Below are 14536 nucleotides of genomic sequence, written 5' to 3'. Positions count from 1 at the left end.
GATCTTTTAGATTGGTTCTGTCGAAAATTCGATTCCCGAATAAAGCAATCTGGGTTTCCCATCGACTTTCTTTAGTTCTATTTTTTCTGCTAAATTTCGCCCATATCCCAAAATTCGAAGGTTTGTGGCAGATTCCATCTGGCAAGGTAAGGTGGAGGAATACCCTAAACCACCCAACGAGTAGTGAATTGTCACCAATAAGAAACCACGTTTATCTTTTTTTAATTCCAGACGGGGAATGATGGAAACAGGATCCTTAGTTTGGTAGGTGGTGAAGTAAGAGGAGTCTGGAAGTTTGTGGTCTGGTTCAAACCTGAAAGCAAAACCAATACTTCCCTTTGTTAGACTCGAAGAGTACAAAGTAAAAACTTTGTTTTCTTCCCAAGGTTCAAACTCCAAACGAAAACTATCGATCGTTTTGTCTTTAATCGGAATGAGGCCGAAAAACAAATACAAGTTGGTTCCAAAACGGTTTTCCTTTTCCACCAAATCAAAGTTAATCCCCATTATATCCACTTGCGGAGGTTTTCCATTTTTCACCTCATGAACGCCATAAGGTGATGCATACATTCCGTAATAACCGTCCAACTGGTTTTGTTCTTTTCGTTCTACGAGAGGGGGAGACTCGAGCGAACCTCCGGTTTTATATTCATAAATAATATCCATAATCGTTTGGTTTGTTGGTTGGATGTTTGCCGTTGCAAAACCTGCAGTGTTTCCTGCAATAAAGCTAGCAGTTTCCGTTTCTGGGTCGTAAACCAAATCCGCAAAATAAGGTGGTAATGATCCGGAATGTCCAGCAATCCAAATGGATTTTCCTTCCACTACTTTTTCCTGGAGGATCAGAGGAAGCCCCATTTTCATTTGGAAATTAGAACTTGGACCTTTTTGAATGTGATGGAATTCTACAAAACTAGATTTCGAAAGTAGGCCCTCACCTTTTTTACTTTGGAAAAGAGCCTTCATAAACAAACCCATATCCTCCCCTGTGGTAGAGAGTGATCCTGCTGTCAGATCTCGAATGATCTGTCTCTTGGTTTTTGTTTTCCAAAACAAACCCGAATATCCAGATACTAACTCCGAACCTTCCTTTAACTCTAACAAGGTGGAATGTTTCATTCCTGCTTTTGCAAAAATTTCCTTCTGAAAGTATTCATCGATTCCAAAACCAGAAGCCCTTTCGATGACTATTCCTAAAAGTCCAAATCCAAAATTAGAATAGGAATGGACTTTGCGTGGAGGATTTCTTTCGGTCCGAGATAATTGTTTCGAAAGAGAATGAAATGAATCTAAAATTTCTTTGTCTGTAACTTCGGGCGAAAGAAAAAAACCAGAGGCAAAATCAGAAGGAAGGCCTGACTGGTGAGTGAGTATGTCACGGATGCTAATTTCTGATAAATTTGTTTCCCTAGTTTGCATTTCAGCGATTTCGGGAAGGTATTTGGAAACAGGATCATCTAATTTTAATTTCCCTTGGTCTTGGAGTTGTAAAAGAGAAATCCCTGTAAATAATTTAGTAATACTTCCTATTTTAAATCTTTGGATCTTATTTTTATCTGTTTCTCCCAGATTTCCAACATGAATCTTTCCATCACCTAACAAATACATATATGACAATGATTTGATTCCTGATTTTTGTAGTTCCTCTAACTTGGAATGAACTTCCTTTTCTGTATTTTCAAAATGATTGTGATAGACCTCTTTGTCTTTTTGCTGAATCGAAGAACATTGTAGTAAGATCAGAATGTTTAAAAAAAGAAACAAAGATTTCCGTTTGCGATTGGAGAGTGGAGGGATGGGGAAAAGTAAAGGTAAGGGTTGGAAGGGAAGTAGGGATTCTTCCTTTACCTTAGTTTTGGGCTGATTTGAAGACTTAGTTTTTTTGGGAGATCTAGGTTTCATCCCCCTCAAAAAATAAAATCATAGATTACCGTAAAGCCCATAAAACAACAAACTCCTCAAACCTACGGAATGAGGAGTGATCGCTATTCAAAGGAGAATCAGTAACATACAGCATCTAACACCGTATGAATTTTAGAACGAATTTAGTCTTCGATGACACTCATTGAGTATTCAGAAATCGCTTCGCGGCGTTTTTCTGCATAATCTTTGTGGAACCAAAGGTCTTGGGTATTTTTAGCAGTTTTTTTGTTTCCTACAGTAATCGTAGTCATACAATGATCGACTGCATACTTCATGGCTTCTTTACCCGTTTCTCCAAGTCCCTTGTTTCGTTTTTTACGAGTGATTTCCGCACCTTGTTTGTTCACTTTCGCAACTAACTTATCATAGTCGGAGTCATCAATACAGAATACAGTTTCTTTTTTTGCATCTTTCCATTTCACATCTACCTCATAAAGAGGGGCAGCTGAAATATTGATAAATCCTAACTCAAAAAGTTCCGGCCAATATTCATAGAAAAAAGATAACATCAGGGAACGAATTGCATACCCATCAAAATCCGCATCAGTAATGATACTAATTCGATCGTAATGCAATTCATCAATAGACTTCACCTTTTGGTCGAGAGGAAGGCCCACAATGGCAACAATGTTTTTCATCTCTTCATTTTGCATTGCCTTAGCAAGAGACATACCTTTACAGTTCAGTGGTTTTCCCCGAAGAGGGAAAAGGCCGTGGAGTTTTGGATTTCTGGCAGGACGCAAACCCGCAATCGCCGAGTCCCCTTCCGCCACAAATAGAATTCGGCCAGGATCGTTTGGTTTGCCTGTCGGAGGCATTAGCTTAGGGATATTGTTCCGAGACGCCTTACGGAGGCCTTTCTGAGCGTCCTCGAGCTGTTTCATCTGGGTTCTACGTTCCATCACCATCTTAATTTCTTCAATGAGGCCCGTTTTTTTCAAAAGTTTGTCCAGGTGTTTGTCCACAGACTTTCGGATGTCCTCATTCAAATCATTGATGAGATAGGACTTATCTTGGGATTTAAAACGTGGATTGAGAATGCGAAGGTTCACATACATGTGAAAACAACTTCTCACATCATTCCGTGTACATTGTGTATTCAGTTTCTTTTCTAAACTGACAATTTGAGATTTTTTACGAACCTCATCACAAAGCCTGTTTTCCAAATACTCAATGGCAGATCCGCCTTGTGGGCAAAAAATCGAGTTTACCCATGTTAGGTTTTTGTTTTGGCCCAAAACCACATAAGTTTCCATATGGATTTGAGAAGCAGAAGTTTTGTCTGCATAATCTAATTTATAGTAAACCATCTCCGAGTTACTAAAAATCTCATCAAAACCCTTTTTGAACTTATACTTCTCTTTTCCAGTTTTGTGAATGAATACAACTTCGAGTCCTGGGTTCGACATGGCGATGTCTTGGAGATACTGCTTCACCAAATTAATGTTAAAAGTAGTATCTAGATTATTAAAATAAGCAGGGTTTAATTCAAACTCTACAGTAGTTCCATGGTCTTCTTTTTTAGCAGTTTCAACAACAGCAGTCATCCCTGTTTTGTCACAAGGCGCTTTGAGTTGTTTGATTTGGTCTGCGGAAAGAAGAGGACAATCTGCAAAAGTTCCGTGTTCATCAAAATACAAAAACACTCTTTCCATGTCTTCTTTAGGAAGTTTGAAACTACGAATGACTTTTTTAGCATCATCATGAATGCTAAACATCTTCTTATATGCTTTTCCACCATTGATGGTTTTCACTCTGAAAAAAGAAGATACCATTCTTACAAGAGAGATCCCCACACCGTTTTGTCCGGCAACATGATCTTCTTTTGCAATATCATCAAAGTTTTCTCCATACATCAAATGGAGGTAAACCCCTTCCGCATTGTCTGCAGGAATTCCACGACCATTGTCTTGGATGGTCACTCGTTTGCGATCCGTAGACAATTGAATGATGAGTTTATTCATTTTGTCTTTTTCTGGAATGGATTTGTCGTTTAAGTTTTTACGATACTCATCCACACAGTTCATACAAGCTTCATCTAAACATTTAATTTTAGCCGGAATGTCAGAGAGTTCTTCGTGGGACACTTCATACGTCCCTGCATTGTTCTTAGTAAAAAAATGTTGCTCAAATGTAGATAATGAATTCTGGCCAAGCCACATCCCTGTCCGCATCCGAACGTGTTCTACGTGAGATAATTTCTTAAAATTTCGCGAATTTCCTGAGGTTTTTTCAGTTTTTTGAGCCATAACTTATTATTTCGGATCCCATTTTTTCTTCAGTTCATCAAGTTCATCGGTCATAAAACCGGTGAGTTTTTTATCATCTTTTTGTAACGCGGTATACTCAGTGTATTTCGTTTTTGCTTCTACAATGGCATCTTCACATTTACGAACTTCTTCCAAAGTCATTCGATAAACAGGAATCGAACTCAACCATTCGAAATAAACGAACTTGGCTGCTTTTAGTTTTTCCTCGAATTCCTTCTTAGATTTAATCCCTGTTACTTTCTCGTTCCATTTTTCTTTGATGAATCGGATGAGTTCGGAGTTACGATCGATCTTTTCTTTTTCGAGTCCTGCGAGTCGTTTGAAACGACGAATGAGATGGGTCTTTCTAAAATCACAGAATCTTTTGATGATTTCTTCAGGGTTAAAGTTACGAAGTTTTCCTTCGTGAGTGATTACGTTGATCGTAAGCACTTCATTGTTTTCTTTGGAAAAAAGTTCCTTTATTTCTTTTTCAGAAGGTTCTTCCCCTTTTTTGGCAACGAGTTCAATTTTAAAAGTTTGGCTGGAATGATCCACATAGTCTTTCAGCCAATTGTCTTTCTTTTCTATCAGGTCATCCAAATAACCCACTACTTTTTCGCGGTTCCAATTCATAGGAGCATCGACAAGAAACAACTTCCCATCTTCTTTTTTGAACCCAAACGTAGTCGACATCACAGTGCTACCATTGTCGTTTTTGGACAATTTCACTTCTCCACCGTACCCTTTGTACCATGGTGTGATCTTTTTCGGTTTCCCTGTTTTTAAATAAGTAACTTGAGAATCAATGACATCACTCAGTTTATGAGCTGGAATGAAACAACGAAACCCCGTTGCAATTCCTTGGATGTTATTTAAGAGTACAACTGGAACTTTTCCCACAAAATGAATGGGTTCATCTTCGGTTTCATCATAGTTTTTGACATAATCAATGTCTGGTAGACTTTCAAAAAAGCCTAAATCCTTAGCGAAGTCGGACAGTTTGACCTCTGTATACCGAGGAGAAGCAATGGCATTGGGATCTAAAACATCTCCAAAGGTTCCTTCTCCATTCACTAAAGGATAATTATTCGCAAATGCAAAGTCTTGTGCCATTTGGGAAAGGGCATCTTGGATGGACCTATCTCCATGTGGGTGGTATCCCATGGCAAGACCAGCCACTTTTACTGTTTTGGTATGACGATTTCGGGCATCAGAGTTCCACATCGCCCATAAAATCCTTCGTTGAACAGGCTTTAGACCATCAATTTCTTGCGGAATGGCTCTTGAATCGCATACATAGCGAGAGTATTTCCTTTGGTCATCATTCACTTGGTCTTCAAAGGGGCGTTTCGGATACTGTTCTTCGTTCTTCATGGTTCCAAATGACACAGGGATGGGGTGAATTGACTTGTCAAGCGGTTTTCCCTTTTTAGACTGGCGATACACACTGATCTATGTCCCCAGAAACTCAAGAATACTCCCGATTCTATTGGCTTTTATGTACCTTGATTTTTTTTTCTGGATTGGGCTGCCAGAACCTGAAATCACTCATCATTAGAGATCCAATTTCAGAAATTCCTGCATCCGTTCTCTATCTAAAATCTCCCAGAAAAATGAACCAAACTTTCTTCAGAGAAGGGTCGTCTCACTTCAGAATCATTGGATGGGAACCAGGTAAATCCACCGGATATGCGGAAAAAATTGAGCTCAGTTTCCTTGCTTATGATACCAATTTTGTAACAAAAGTAAGAGCTGAGTTTGGTGAGGAACCTTTGGAATCCTATAAAATCATTTGGAATAGAAAGGTTGGAAAATTTAAAAAAGAAGAATCAGAAAAACGATTTTTCTTTGTTTATACGGAATCTTATTTTTCGGAAACTAAGGGATCTTCCCTCACAACATTACTTGAAAACAAAGTAAGTGCAAAAGAAAACAAAACTCAAATTGAAGAGTTCGATATATTTGAATTAGGTGGTGATACAGGTCTACTCATTGAAGAAGGAATTCGTTCCCCTTTAGGTGGTGATAGTCGATGGTCGCATAGTTTTGGAAGTTTAGAAATTTTTTCTCCTTCTACTGTATTCACCAAACAAGAAGCAGGCACAATCAAATCGGAGCATGTTTCCAATTATTACGATTACTTACAACTTCGTTACGAATGGAACGAAACAGAATCCGATAAACTATTCTTCAAACTCATCTATAAGGAAAATGATACACAAATTTTCTTTGTTCCGCCGTATACAAATGGACTGACTACCAAAACAAAAGAACCGTTTGGATACAAAAGGATCGGAGACTTTTTACTCAAAGAGGAAATGAAATGACAGAAGTTCGCACTCGTTTTGCCCCGTCCCCATCTGGATTTCTCCATGTGGGTGGAGCAAGAACCGCTTTATTTAATTATTTATATGCGAAAGCTAAAAAGGGAAAGTTTTTACTTCGGATTGAAGACACCGACCAAGATAGATCCACAGAAGCATCTTTTAAAATCATTTTAGAATCTTTGAAATGGCTGGGAATGGAATGGGATGAAGGTCCCGGAGTGGGCGGTCCGAATGGTCCATACACTCAGTCCGAAAGAATTCATATCTACAAAGAATATACAGACAAACTGATTTCTGAAAAGAAAGCATACCGATGTTTTTGTTCTGCAGAGGAACTCGAAGGCAAAAAGAAACAAGCCGATGCCATGGGAATTCCCTACATCTATGATGGGAAGTGTTCCGGCCTAACCGATTCTGAAATTGAGTCCCAAATCGATAAAAAGATTCCTTTTACAGTAAGGTTCAAAACACCAAATAAGATTGTAATCGTTGACGATATGATTCAGGGGAAAGTGAAGTTTGAATCCAAACTCATTGGTGACTTTATCATTGTAAAATCGGATGGATTTCCTTCGTATAACTATGCCGTGGTGATTGATGATGCCCTCATGAAAATCACGCATGTGATTCGGGGAGTGGGGCACCTTTCCAACACACCGCGTCAAATTTTAATTTTTGAAGCCTTTGGATTTCCCCTCCCACGATTTGCTCATGCCAGCGAGATTGTAGGAACTGATGGAAAAAAACTTTCCAAACGTGCGGGTGCTACTTCGGTATTAGCATTTCGTGATTTAGGTTATTCCAGCGATACCATGCGAAATTATATGGCACTCCTCGGTTGGACTTCACCCGATGGAAAAGAATATATGAGCGACGCAGAACTTTGCTCTGTCTTTGATGTAGAACGTTGCTCTAAGTCTCCTGCAACCTTTGATGTATTCAAAAAACTAAAAGAAGAAGAAACTGTTGATTTCAATAAATTAACGCTTCTTGGACTTGCCGAATACCTAAACCCCAAATCAAAACTCAATTGGATGTCGAATAAATACATTCGTGATGTGAAGATTGAAACCTTAGGAAAAGAACTCGAACCCTTCCTCAAAGATTGCCAAATCCCTGAGGAATATAAGTCGGGAACCAACCCACAACTTTTATCGATTTTAGATTCCGTTCGCGTGTATTTGGACAGACTCATCCAAGCCCCGCCCTACATCGAAGAATTCTTTTTAGAAAACCTTCAATTTGAAAACGAAGAAGCCAAAGGGCTTATTTTGGAAGGGAATGGAAAAGCAGTTGTTTCTGCCTTTTACCAATACGTAAAATCAAACACTTTAGTAAGTCCAGACGAGTACAAAGAAGCCATGGCAAAAGCTGGTGAGACTTCAGGAGAAAAGGGAAGGACTCTTTTTATGCCGATCCGAGCCATCACTACGGGGAAATCTCATGGGTTAGAACTTCCTATCCTTTTTAGCCTTCTCGGTCAGGAGAAGCTCATCAAACGGATGGAACACCTGGCTGCGGCCTTAAACATCACAGTTTAGGAAATTTTTTCCCCAGGGAGTTGCGTTTCTTGGATTTTTGACTTTTTTTCTCCCTCTCCTTCGTGTAATATGAGTAGAGAGGGGGAGAAAGCGGCAGTTGACAGCACCATCCGAAGTTTTACCGTATTTGTTATGTCCCTCCGCGGGGTCGTATGCGATGTTTTTGCCTCCCGATATGTCCTCTGTCAGACATTTCCGAAAAGAACTCAAACGCACTCTGGAAGACAATGGCTTCAGCTCCGACAATATCATGCACATTGAGCTGGCTGCAGACGAAGCCCTGACCAACGCAGTTGCGGCCAATGTATCCTGTCATTGTGATGAAACCATCATCTGCCGATGGCGAATCGATTCTTCCAAATTCACACTTTATATTTTAGATTATGGATCTGGTCTTTCAGAAGAGACCTCCCTTCCAGAAACAGACAAAGAACTCCTAAGATCCAACCAATCCCAATGTTTTAGTAATTTTCTAGACCACATCAAAAACCACCAAAGTAAAAAACCGGATACCCTTCCTTATAATGGTTCAGGCCAAAAACATAAGAACATGGGAAAAGGATTGAAAATTATCAATGCCATGATGGACTCCGTTAAAGTAATGTTTCACGGAGAAGGAATGGTAGACGAAGCGCCGGCTGGGTTCAAAGTTATGGGCTCCATCATCGCTCTCGAATACGATCGTTCCAAACACTTATAATTTGATCCTTCATATCAACACTTCCCGCGAATGGCGTGGTGGAGAACAGCAGCTTTATTATTTAGTCCAAGGACTCGCCAGTTATAAAATCTCACAAATCGTTGTAGGCCAACCAGATTCTCCTCTAGAAACAAAATGCAAAGAAAATGGATATGAATTTGTCCCAATAGATATGCGAGGAGAATGGGATAGAAGAGCATATAAGAATATTCGATCTCTCTGCATTTCCAAAAATATAAAACTAATCCATACTCATACAGCTCATGCTCATACCCTGGCATTACTTGCCAAACGGAATCATTTGAACATTCCACTCATTGTTTCGAGAAGGGTGGACTTTAAACCGAAGTCGAGTTTTTTCTCGAGATGGAAATACCAACATCCAGCAAACGACTATTACCTCCCTGTTTCTCAAAAAATAAAAGAAGTGATGATCGAAAGTAAAATTGCTCCTGAAAGAATTATCACTGTTTATTCGGGAATTGATTTAAAACGATTTTCCAAATCAGTACCTCATGAATATTTAAGAGAAGAGTTTCATATTCCCAAAAAAAGTATTGTGATTGGAAATGTGGCCGCTCTTGTCGATCACAAGGACCAAGAAACCCTACTCAATGCTATCTCTAAAATGAGAACAAATATTGATTTTCGCCTAATGATTGTAGGTGATGGCAAACTAGAAACCAAACTCAAAAACCAAGCAGAACAATTAGGAATCACAAACAAAGTTATTTTTACTGGATACCGCAAAGACATCCCCGCCCTACTTTCCTTATTTGATATATTCACACTCACTTCCAAAGAAGAAGGGCTGGGAACCTCTGTTTTAGATGCCATGGCTTCTGCCCTTCCGATTGTTGCTACAAATGGTGGTGGGATCGGAGAGATGTTAGACCACAACGAAGGAGCTTATGTATGTTCTGTGGGTGATGCAGAAAGTATTGCCCAAGGCCTCGACAAACTAGTGGGATCCGAAGAACTAAGAACCAAGTTCGGAGCATTCAATAAAACTTCAGTCAAACGATTTTCAGTCACCAAAACAGTTGAAAAAACAAAACTGATCTATTATTCCTTTTTAGGAGATACTTTGTACGGAGAAGGGACATGAGCGGAAGATTACTCATCATTGATGGCCATGCTTTGGCTTTCCGAGCTTATTTTGCTTTTGCTGCCTCGAACCTTACCAATTCCAAAACAGGACTTCCCAGTGGAGCCGTTTTTGGATTTTGGAGGATGTTATTCAAACTCTTGCAAGATGAAAAAGTATCTCATATTGCCTTTACCTTTGATCCCGGCACAAGGCTCGAAAGAAATGATTTGTATGAGGACTACAAGGCACACAGAAAACCAATGCCTGAGGATCTAAAACCACAGATCCAAAAAATCTATGAGATGTTAAAGGCTTTAGAATTTCCAATGTATAAACTAGATGGAATCGAAGCAGACGATATCATTGGTTCATTATGTAAAAAATTTGGAAAAGACTTTGAAGAAATCGTAATTTTGTCGAGTGATAAAGACTTATACCAAGTTCTTGACAAAAACATACATATGTTACGCGGGAAACGAGGAGTTTCTGAATTTGAAAAAATTGATCCGAAATGGGTGAAAGCCAATATCGGAATCACCAAAGAACAAGTTACTGACTATATGGGTCTTCTTGGGGATGCCTCCGACAACATTCCTGGTGTCAAAGGAATTGGAGAAAAGGGAGCCGCCAAACTCATCCAAGAGTTTGGAGATTTGGAAACCATTTATAAAAAACTAGATAAAATCAAAAACAAATCTCTGATCGATAAATTGGCTGCTGAAAAAGAAAATGCATTTTTATCGAGAAAACTGGCAACCATCGTCACTAACCTGAAACTCGATATTAAAAAGAGTGATCTAAAGCTTCCTAACTATTACGATCCAGCCAAAGTACAATACTTCAAAGACGAAGGTTACAATGTCCTTCATAGAGATCTTGCCAAACAAGCAGGAATTCCTATCGTTAGTGATGGAGACAGTAAAGAAGCAACACCCGAACAGGCGACAGGGAAAAAGGGTAAAAATTCTAAAGAAGATACAACAACCGGTGGAACAGATACGAAACCAAACAAAGGTTCTGTGGCCACAAAAAAAACTTATAAACGTATCCAAACTTTAGAAGACCTAAAAAAAATAGTTTCAAAACTAGATCCGAAAAAAACAATTTCGGTCGATACCGAAACCACTTCCCAAGATCCTATGCTTGCCGAGTTACTCGGAGTTTCTTTTTCAGAGGAACCAGGTGTTGCCTATTACGTTGCATTTTCACATCCTGAATCAATTTACAGCCACATGCTTCCTTCCCCAGAAGAAGGCCTTGCCGTTCTAAAATCAATGTTGACCGATTCCAAATGGAAAAAAGTAGGTCAGAACATCAAATATGATCTTTTAGTACTTCGTAATTATGGAATAGAGCTCGCAGGCATTCATTTCGACACCATGCTTGCTTCTTACCTTTTAAATCCAGGAGAACGACGCCATAATATGGATGATATGGCTGTTGATTATTTGAATTACAAAACTATCACCTACGAAGAGTTAGTTGGGACAGGCAAAAAGAAACAAAATTTATATGATGTAGATCCAGAACGCGTTTCCGAATACGCCTGTGAAGATGCTGACATCACTCTACAACTATATAATGTGCTCGCTCCTAAAATGGAGGAGAACATTCACAAAAAATTGTTTTTTGAGATTGAAATGCCAGTTCTGTTCACTTTGGCAGATATGGAATTTGAAGGAATTGCTGTGGAGCCAGGTTACTTCGAATCTCTTTCCAAAACTTTTGAGGCAAAAATCAAGGAACATGAAAAAAACATTCATTTCTTTGCGGGTAGACCATTTAACATTAACTCAACGAAAGAATTACAGACCGTTTTGTTCGAAGACCTAAGACTCCCAGCTGAGAAAAAAACACAAACCGGATATTCCACCGACCATTCTGTCTTGGAATCTCTTCAAGGAACTCATCCTATCATAGATCATTTGTTAGAGATCAGAAAGTTTTCCAAACTCAAATCCACTTATACAGATACATTACCAACACTTATCAATCCGAAAACCAGTCGCATTCACACAAGTTACAACCAAACCATTGCTGCTACAGGAAGATTATCCTCCACAAATCCTAATTTACAAAATATTCCCATTAAAGACGAAGAAGGAAGATTACTCCGTAAGGGTTTTATTGCAAAAAAAGGATATGAAATTCTTTCTCTAGACTATAGCCAAATTGAACTACGAATTATGGCTCACTTTGCCAATGACTCGCAGATGATGGATGCTTACAAATCGGGAGCAGACATTCACAAAAGGACGGCGGCAGGGATTTTTGGTGTTTCCGAAGACCAGGTAACATCAGATATGCGAAACAAAGCAAAAGTAGTAAACTTTTCTGTGATTTATGGAGTCACTTCCTTTGGACTTTCCAACAACTTAAGGATCAGCCGTAAAGAAGCAAAAGAATTTATCGAAAAGTATTTTGCCACCTATACTGGTGTGGGAACTTATATGGAAGAAATCGTTGAATTCTGCAAAGAACATGGATATGTCGAAACATTACTCGGTCGTAGACGTTACCTTCCCGACATTCACTCCAAACATAAAATGGCAAGTGAAGCTGCCAAACGCGTAGCGATCAACTCACCCATCCAAGGAACTTCAGCGGACATGATAAAGTTAGCGATGATTCAGATTGATAAAAAAATCAAAAAAGAATCTTTCCGCTCCAAACTCCTACTGCAAGTTCATGATGAACTTGTATTCGAAGTGGATCCAAAAGAGAAAAAAGAATTCTACCAAATGGCCAAAGAAGAAATGGAATCTGCGATGAAACTAAAAGTCCCCATTGTCGCCCAAGGGAAGTTTGGCGGGAACTGGGATGAAGCACATTAGGCCATATGCCTTAGTTTTTCTTTTTTTTATATTTTATCTTTGGAACACAAAAGTCCTATTCGAGACGGACAATCTCTATGGCCGTTTCGATTGGGATATGTATTCCTTCCATGTTGAATTTTTAAGAAAGTCATTTTTAGAGTTTGGAACTTTCCCTCTTTGGAATCCCTATTATGGAGCCGGGTTTCCTGTTTGGGAAAATCCAACAAGTAAGGTGGGGAGTTTTACTCACCTCTTTGTTTTATTTTTCCCGACACTCACTGCACTCAAAGTTAGTTTTCTATTCTACTTCGTCCTTTCTGGGTTCCTGAATTTACATTCATTTCGTCTTTATACAAAATCGAAAGATTTAGCTTCACTTATATTTGTATTTACCTTTCAATTTTCCGGATTTGTCTTCCAAAAACTCTATGCAGGTCACCTAAACCAGATCCCTGCTTTGTTTTTGCCAGCTTTAGTATTTTACATTTTATATTTTATCAAAAATGGGAACTGGTGGATTGGAATTTTAACCACAATGATCACCTATATTTTGTTATCTGAAGGAAGTATTTATCCTTTAACACAAACAGCTTTTTTACTTTTTTTTCTAGTGATTAGAGAAATACATTTATCCGATTCAAAGAAAATAGCAATCAAACGTTTGATAAAACTATCTTTCTTTGTACTTGGGATTTTATCCTTCAAATGGATTCCTATGTTTCAATTTGTCCACTCGGTGGGAAGGTACTTTGTGGGAGACGAATATCCCTTAAGTGGAAGGGATTTTTATTATATTTTTTTTGGATCCTCGCAACATCCACTCCTTGCCCAACCTTTCGCTCCCATGCAATACAGGTATTGGGAATACGGAAATTATTTAGGCCAACTTCCATTTTTTATTTCTCCGCTTCTCCTCTTTGTCAGAAAAAAAATGTTATCTGTGTTTCTGCTTCTAGTTCTTGTATTACTAGTAATGGCCGGGAATTTTTCCCTCTATTCACCGGCTGCCTTATTAGAAGGTCTACCTATTTATTCCTGGGAACGAGTGTATCCTCGTTGGAGCCTTAGTGTCGTTTTCCTATTTAGTTGGTGTTTGGCGGTAGGATTTCAAAATCTATGGACTTTGGTTCCGTCACGGTTTTATAAAATATTAGGAATCATTACAGTTCTATGTTTGGTCTTTCATACCCAAGATACAAAACGAATGAATACAAAGTTTCTTTCTGAAATATTTATTTTACCTTTGCCAGCGGTAGATATTAAAAATCCAAACATCTATCCAATCACTGTGTCCACAGTTCCTGATTATGGTTCTGATTCGAGGATGTTACCTGCTTTAAAAGCAAATCTATCAACAAATGATATCTATGAAAATTTAACCTTCTATTTTACGAATAAGACTGTAAAAGAAAAAGATTATCATGGTGAGTTTTATCTTCTTAGCACCAAAAAAACGTTTATTCCTAAAGTTTGGAATCCAGATCATTCTGAATTTGGTCCACTTCCCAAAGGAGAGACTTTAATCATCAATCAAAAGTTTCACTCTGCATTTACCACTTCCATTCCTGGATTAGAACCTTGTTCGTATCATGGATATTTGGCAGTGTATACAAAAGAAAATATTACTAATGTTGCGATTAATTATTCTTTGTATCGAAGTTTTAAAATTGAACCCGCGTTATCAAACGGTTGTGAACTTGATTGATTGTATTGATTTTTATAAAAGCTTACGGGTTAGAACTAAACAATGGCCGTATCTTTACACCCAATCAAGATTCGACTGTCCAAGTTCTTTGTGTCACAGATTTGTAACATAACAACTTTAGAACGATACAAACTGATTTTCACCTTATTGTAACATTGTCGTAACCGATCCATTTTATCTTA

At 38.6% G+C, this 14536-nt stretch carries 10 protein-coding genes; 6 read left to right on the top strand and 4 right to left on the bottom strand.

All coding sequences use genetic code 11. The features are described 5' to 3' along the window. Positions 1 to 6: 6 nt before the first annotated feature. The 3 genes from CH361_RS05975 to CH361_RS05965 form a co-directional block, all read right to left on the bottom strand. On the bottom strand, positions 7 to 1902 hold the full coding sequence (locus tag CH361_RS05975) for a serine hydrolase domain-containing protein (RefSeq protein WP_100789899.1): 1896 nt from the start codon (positions 1900 to 1902) through the stop codon (positions 7 to 9). 143 nt (positions 1903 to 2045) lie between these two features. Continuing rightward, positions 2046 to 4172, bottom strand: a complete 2127-nt coding sequence (locus tag CH361_RS05970; protein WP_100789898.1) for a toprim domain-containing protein — start codon at positions 4170 to 4172, stop codon at positions 2046 to 2048. A 6-nt stretch (positions 4173 to 4178) separates the two neighbouring features. Further along, on the bottom strand, positions 4179 to 5549 hold the full coding sequence (locus tag CH361_RS05965; RefSeq protein WP_100790043.1) for a DNA gyrase subunit A: 1371 nt from the start codon (positions 5547 to 5549) through the stop codon (positions 4179 to 4181). 239 nt (positions 5550 to 5788) lie between these two features. Here CH361_RS05965 and CH361_RS05960 point away from each other — a divergent pair, with 239 nt between their 5' ends. The 6 genes from CH361_RS05960 to CH361_RS05935 all read left to right on the top strand — a co-directional run bounded on the left by CH361_RS05960 (position 5789) and on the right by CH361_RS05935 (position 14354). Beyond that, positions 5789 to 6502, top strand: a complete 714-nt coding sequence (locus CH361_RS05960) for a hypothetical protein (protein ID WP_100790042.1) — start codon at positions 5789 to 5791, stop codon at positions 6500 to 6502. Beyond that, positions 6499 to 8043 carry a glutamate--tRNA ligase gene (gltX, locus tag CH361_RS05955; RefSeq protein ID WP_100789897.1) on the top strand — a complete coding sequence of 515 codons (1545 nt, stop codon included), beginning with the start codon at positions 6499 to 6501 and terminating at the stop codon, positions 8041 to 8043. Before CH361_RS05960 ends, gltX begins: the two co-directional genes overlap by 4 nt. Positions 8044 to 8200: 157 nt before the next feature. Then, positions 8201 to 8743 carry an ATP-binding protein gene (locus tag CH361_RS05950; RefSeq protein WP_100789896.1) on the top strand — a complete coding sequence of 181 codons (543 nt, stop codon included), beginning with the start codon at positions 8201 to 8203 and terminating at the stop codon, positions 8741 to 8743. Between the two features lies 1 nt (position 8744). Next, positions 8745 to 9851 (top strand): glycosyltransferase, encoded by a 1107-nt coding sequence (locus tag CH361_RS05945; RefSeq protein WP_100789895.1) that lies wholly within the window; start codon positions 8745 to 8747, stop codon positions 9849 to 9851. Next, entirely contained in the window at positions 9848 to 12667 is a 2820-nt protein-coding gene (gene polA, locus CH361_RS05940) for a DNA polymerase I (RefSeq protein ID WP_100789894.1), read from the top strand. The genes CH361_RS05945 and polA overlap by 4 nt, the downstream gene beginning before the upstream one ends. After that, the gene (locus tag CH361_RS05935) at positions 12654 to 14354 is read left to right on the top strand and encodes a hypothetical protein (RefSeq protein ID WP_100789893.1); all 1701 of its coding nucleotides are present in this window, start codon (positions 12654 to 12656) and stop codon (positions 14352 to 14354) included. Before polA ends, CH361_RS05935 begins: the two co-directional genes overlap by 14 nt. A gap of 35 nt (positions 14355 to 14389) precedes the next feature. Here CH361_RS05935 and CH361_RS19675 read toward each other — a convergent pair whose 3' ends face one another. Continuing rightward, entirely contained in the window at positions 14390 to 14527 is a 138-nt protein-coding gene (locus tag CH361_RS19675; RefSeq protein WP_165782228.1) for a hypothetical protein, read from the bottom strand. Positions 14528 to 14536: the final 9 nt, after the last annotated feature.

Source organism: Leptospira brenneri, from assembly GCF_002812125.1.
Taxonomy (GTDB): domain Bacteria; phylum Spirochaetota; class Leptospiria; order Leptospirales; family Leptospiraceae; genus Leptospira_A; species Leptospira_A brenneri.
The sequence above is the reverse complement of the archived record's forward strand: the minus strand, read 5'-3'. Positions and strand labels throughout refer to the sequence as shown.

Excerpts from the sequence above, each read along its gene's own strand:
- CH361_RS05965 (WP_100790043.1), bottom strand. The coding sequence starts at position 5,549 with ATGAAGAACGAAGAACAGTATCCGAAACGCCCCTTTGAAGACCAAGTG.
- CH361_RS05950 (WP_100789896.1), top strand. The coding sequence starts at position 8,201 with ATGTTTTTGCCTCCCGATATGTCCTCTGTCAGACATTTCCGAAAAGAA.
- CH361_RS19675 (WP_165782228.1), bottom strand. The coding sequence starts at position 14,527 with ATGGATCGGTTACGACAATGTTACAATAAGGTGAAAATCAGTTTGTAT.
- CH361_RS05935 (WP_100789893.1), top strand. The coding sequence starts at position 12,654 with ATGAAGCACATTAGGCCATATGCCTTAGTTTTTCTTTTTTTTATATTT.
- CH361_RS05975 (WP_100789899.1), bottom strand. The coding sequence starts at position 1,902 with ATGAAACCTAGATCTCCCAAAAAAACTAAGTCTTCAAATCAGCCCAAA.
- CH361_RS05970 (WP_100789898.1), bottom strand. The coding sequence starts at position 4,172 with ATGGCTCAAAAAACTGAAAAAACCTCAGGAAATTCGCGAAATTTTAAG.
- gltX (WP_100789897.1), top strand. The coding sequence starts at position 6,499 with ATGACAGAAGTTCGCACTCGTTTTGCCCCGTCCCCATCTGGATTTCTC.
- polA (WP_100789894.1), top strand. The coding sequence starts at position 9,848 with ATGAGCGGAAGATTACTCATCATTGATGGCCATGCTTTGGCTTTCCGA.
- CH361_RS05960 (WP_100790042.1), top strand. The coding sequence starts at position 5,789 with ATGAACCAAACTTTCTTCAGAGAAGGGTCGTCTCACTTCAGAATCATT.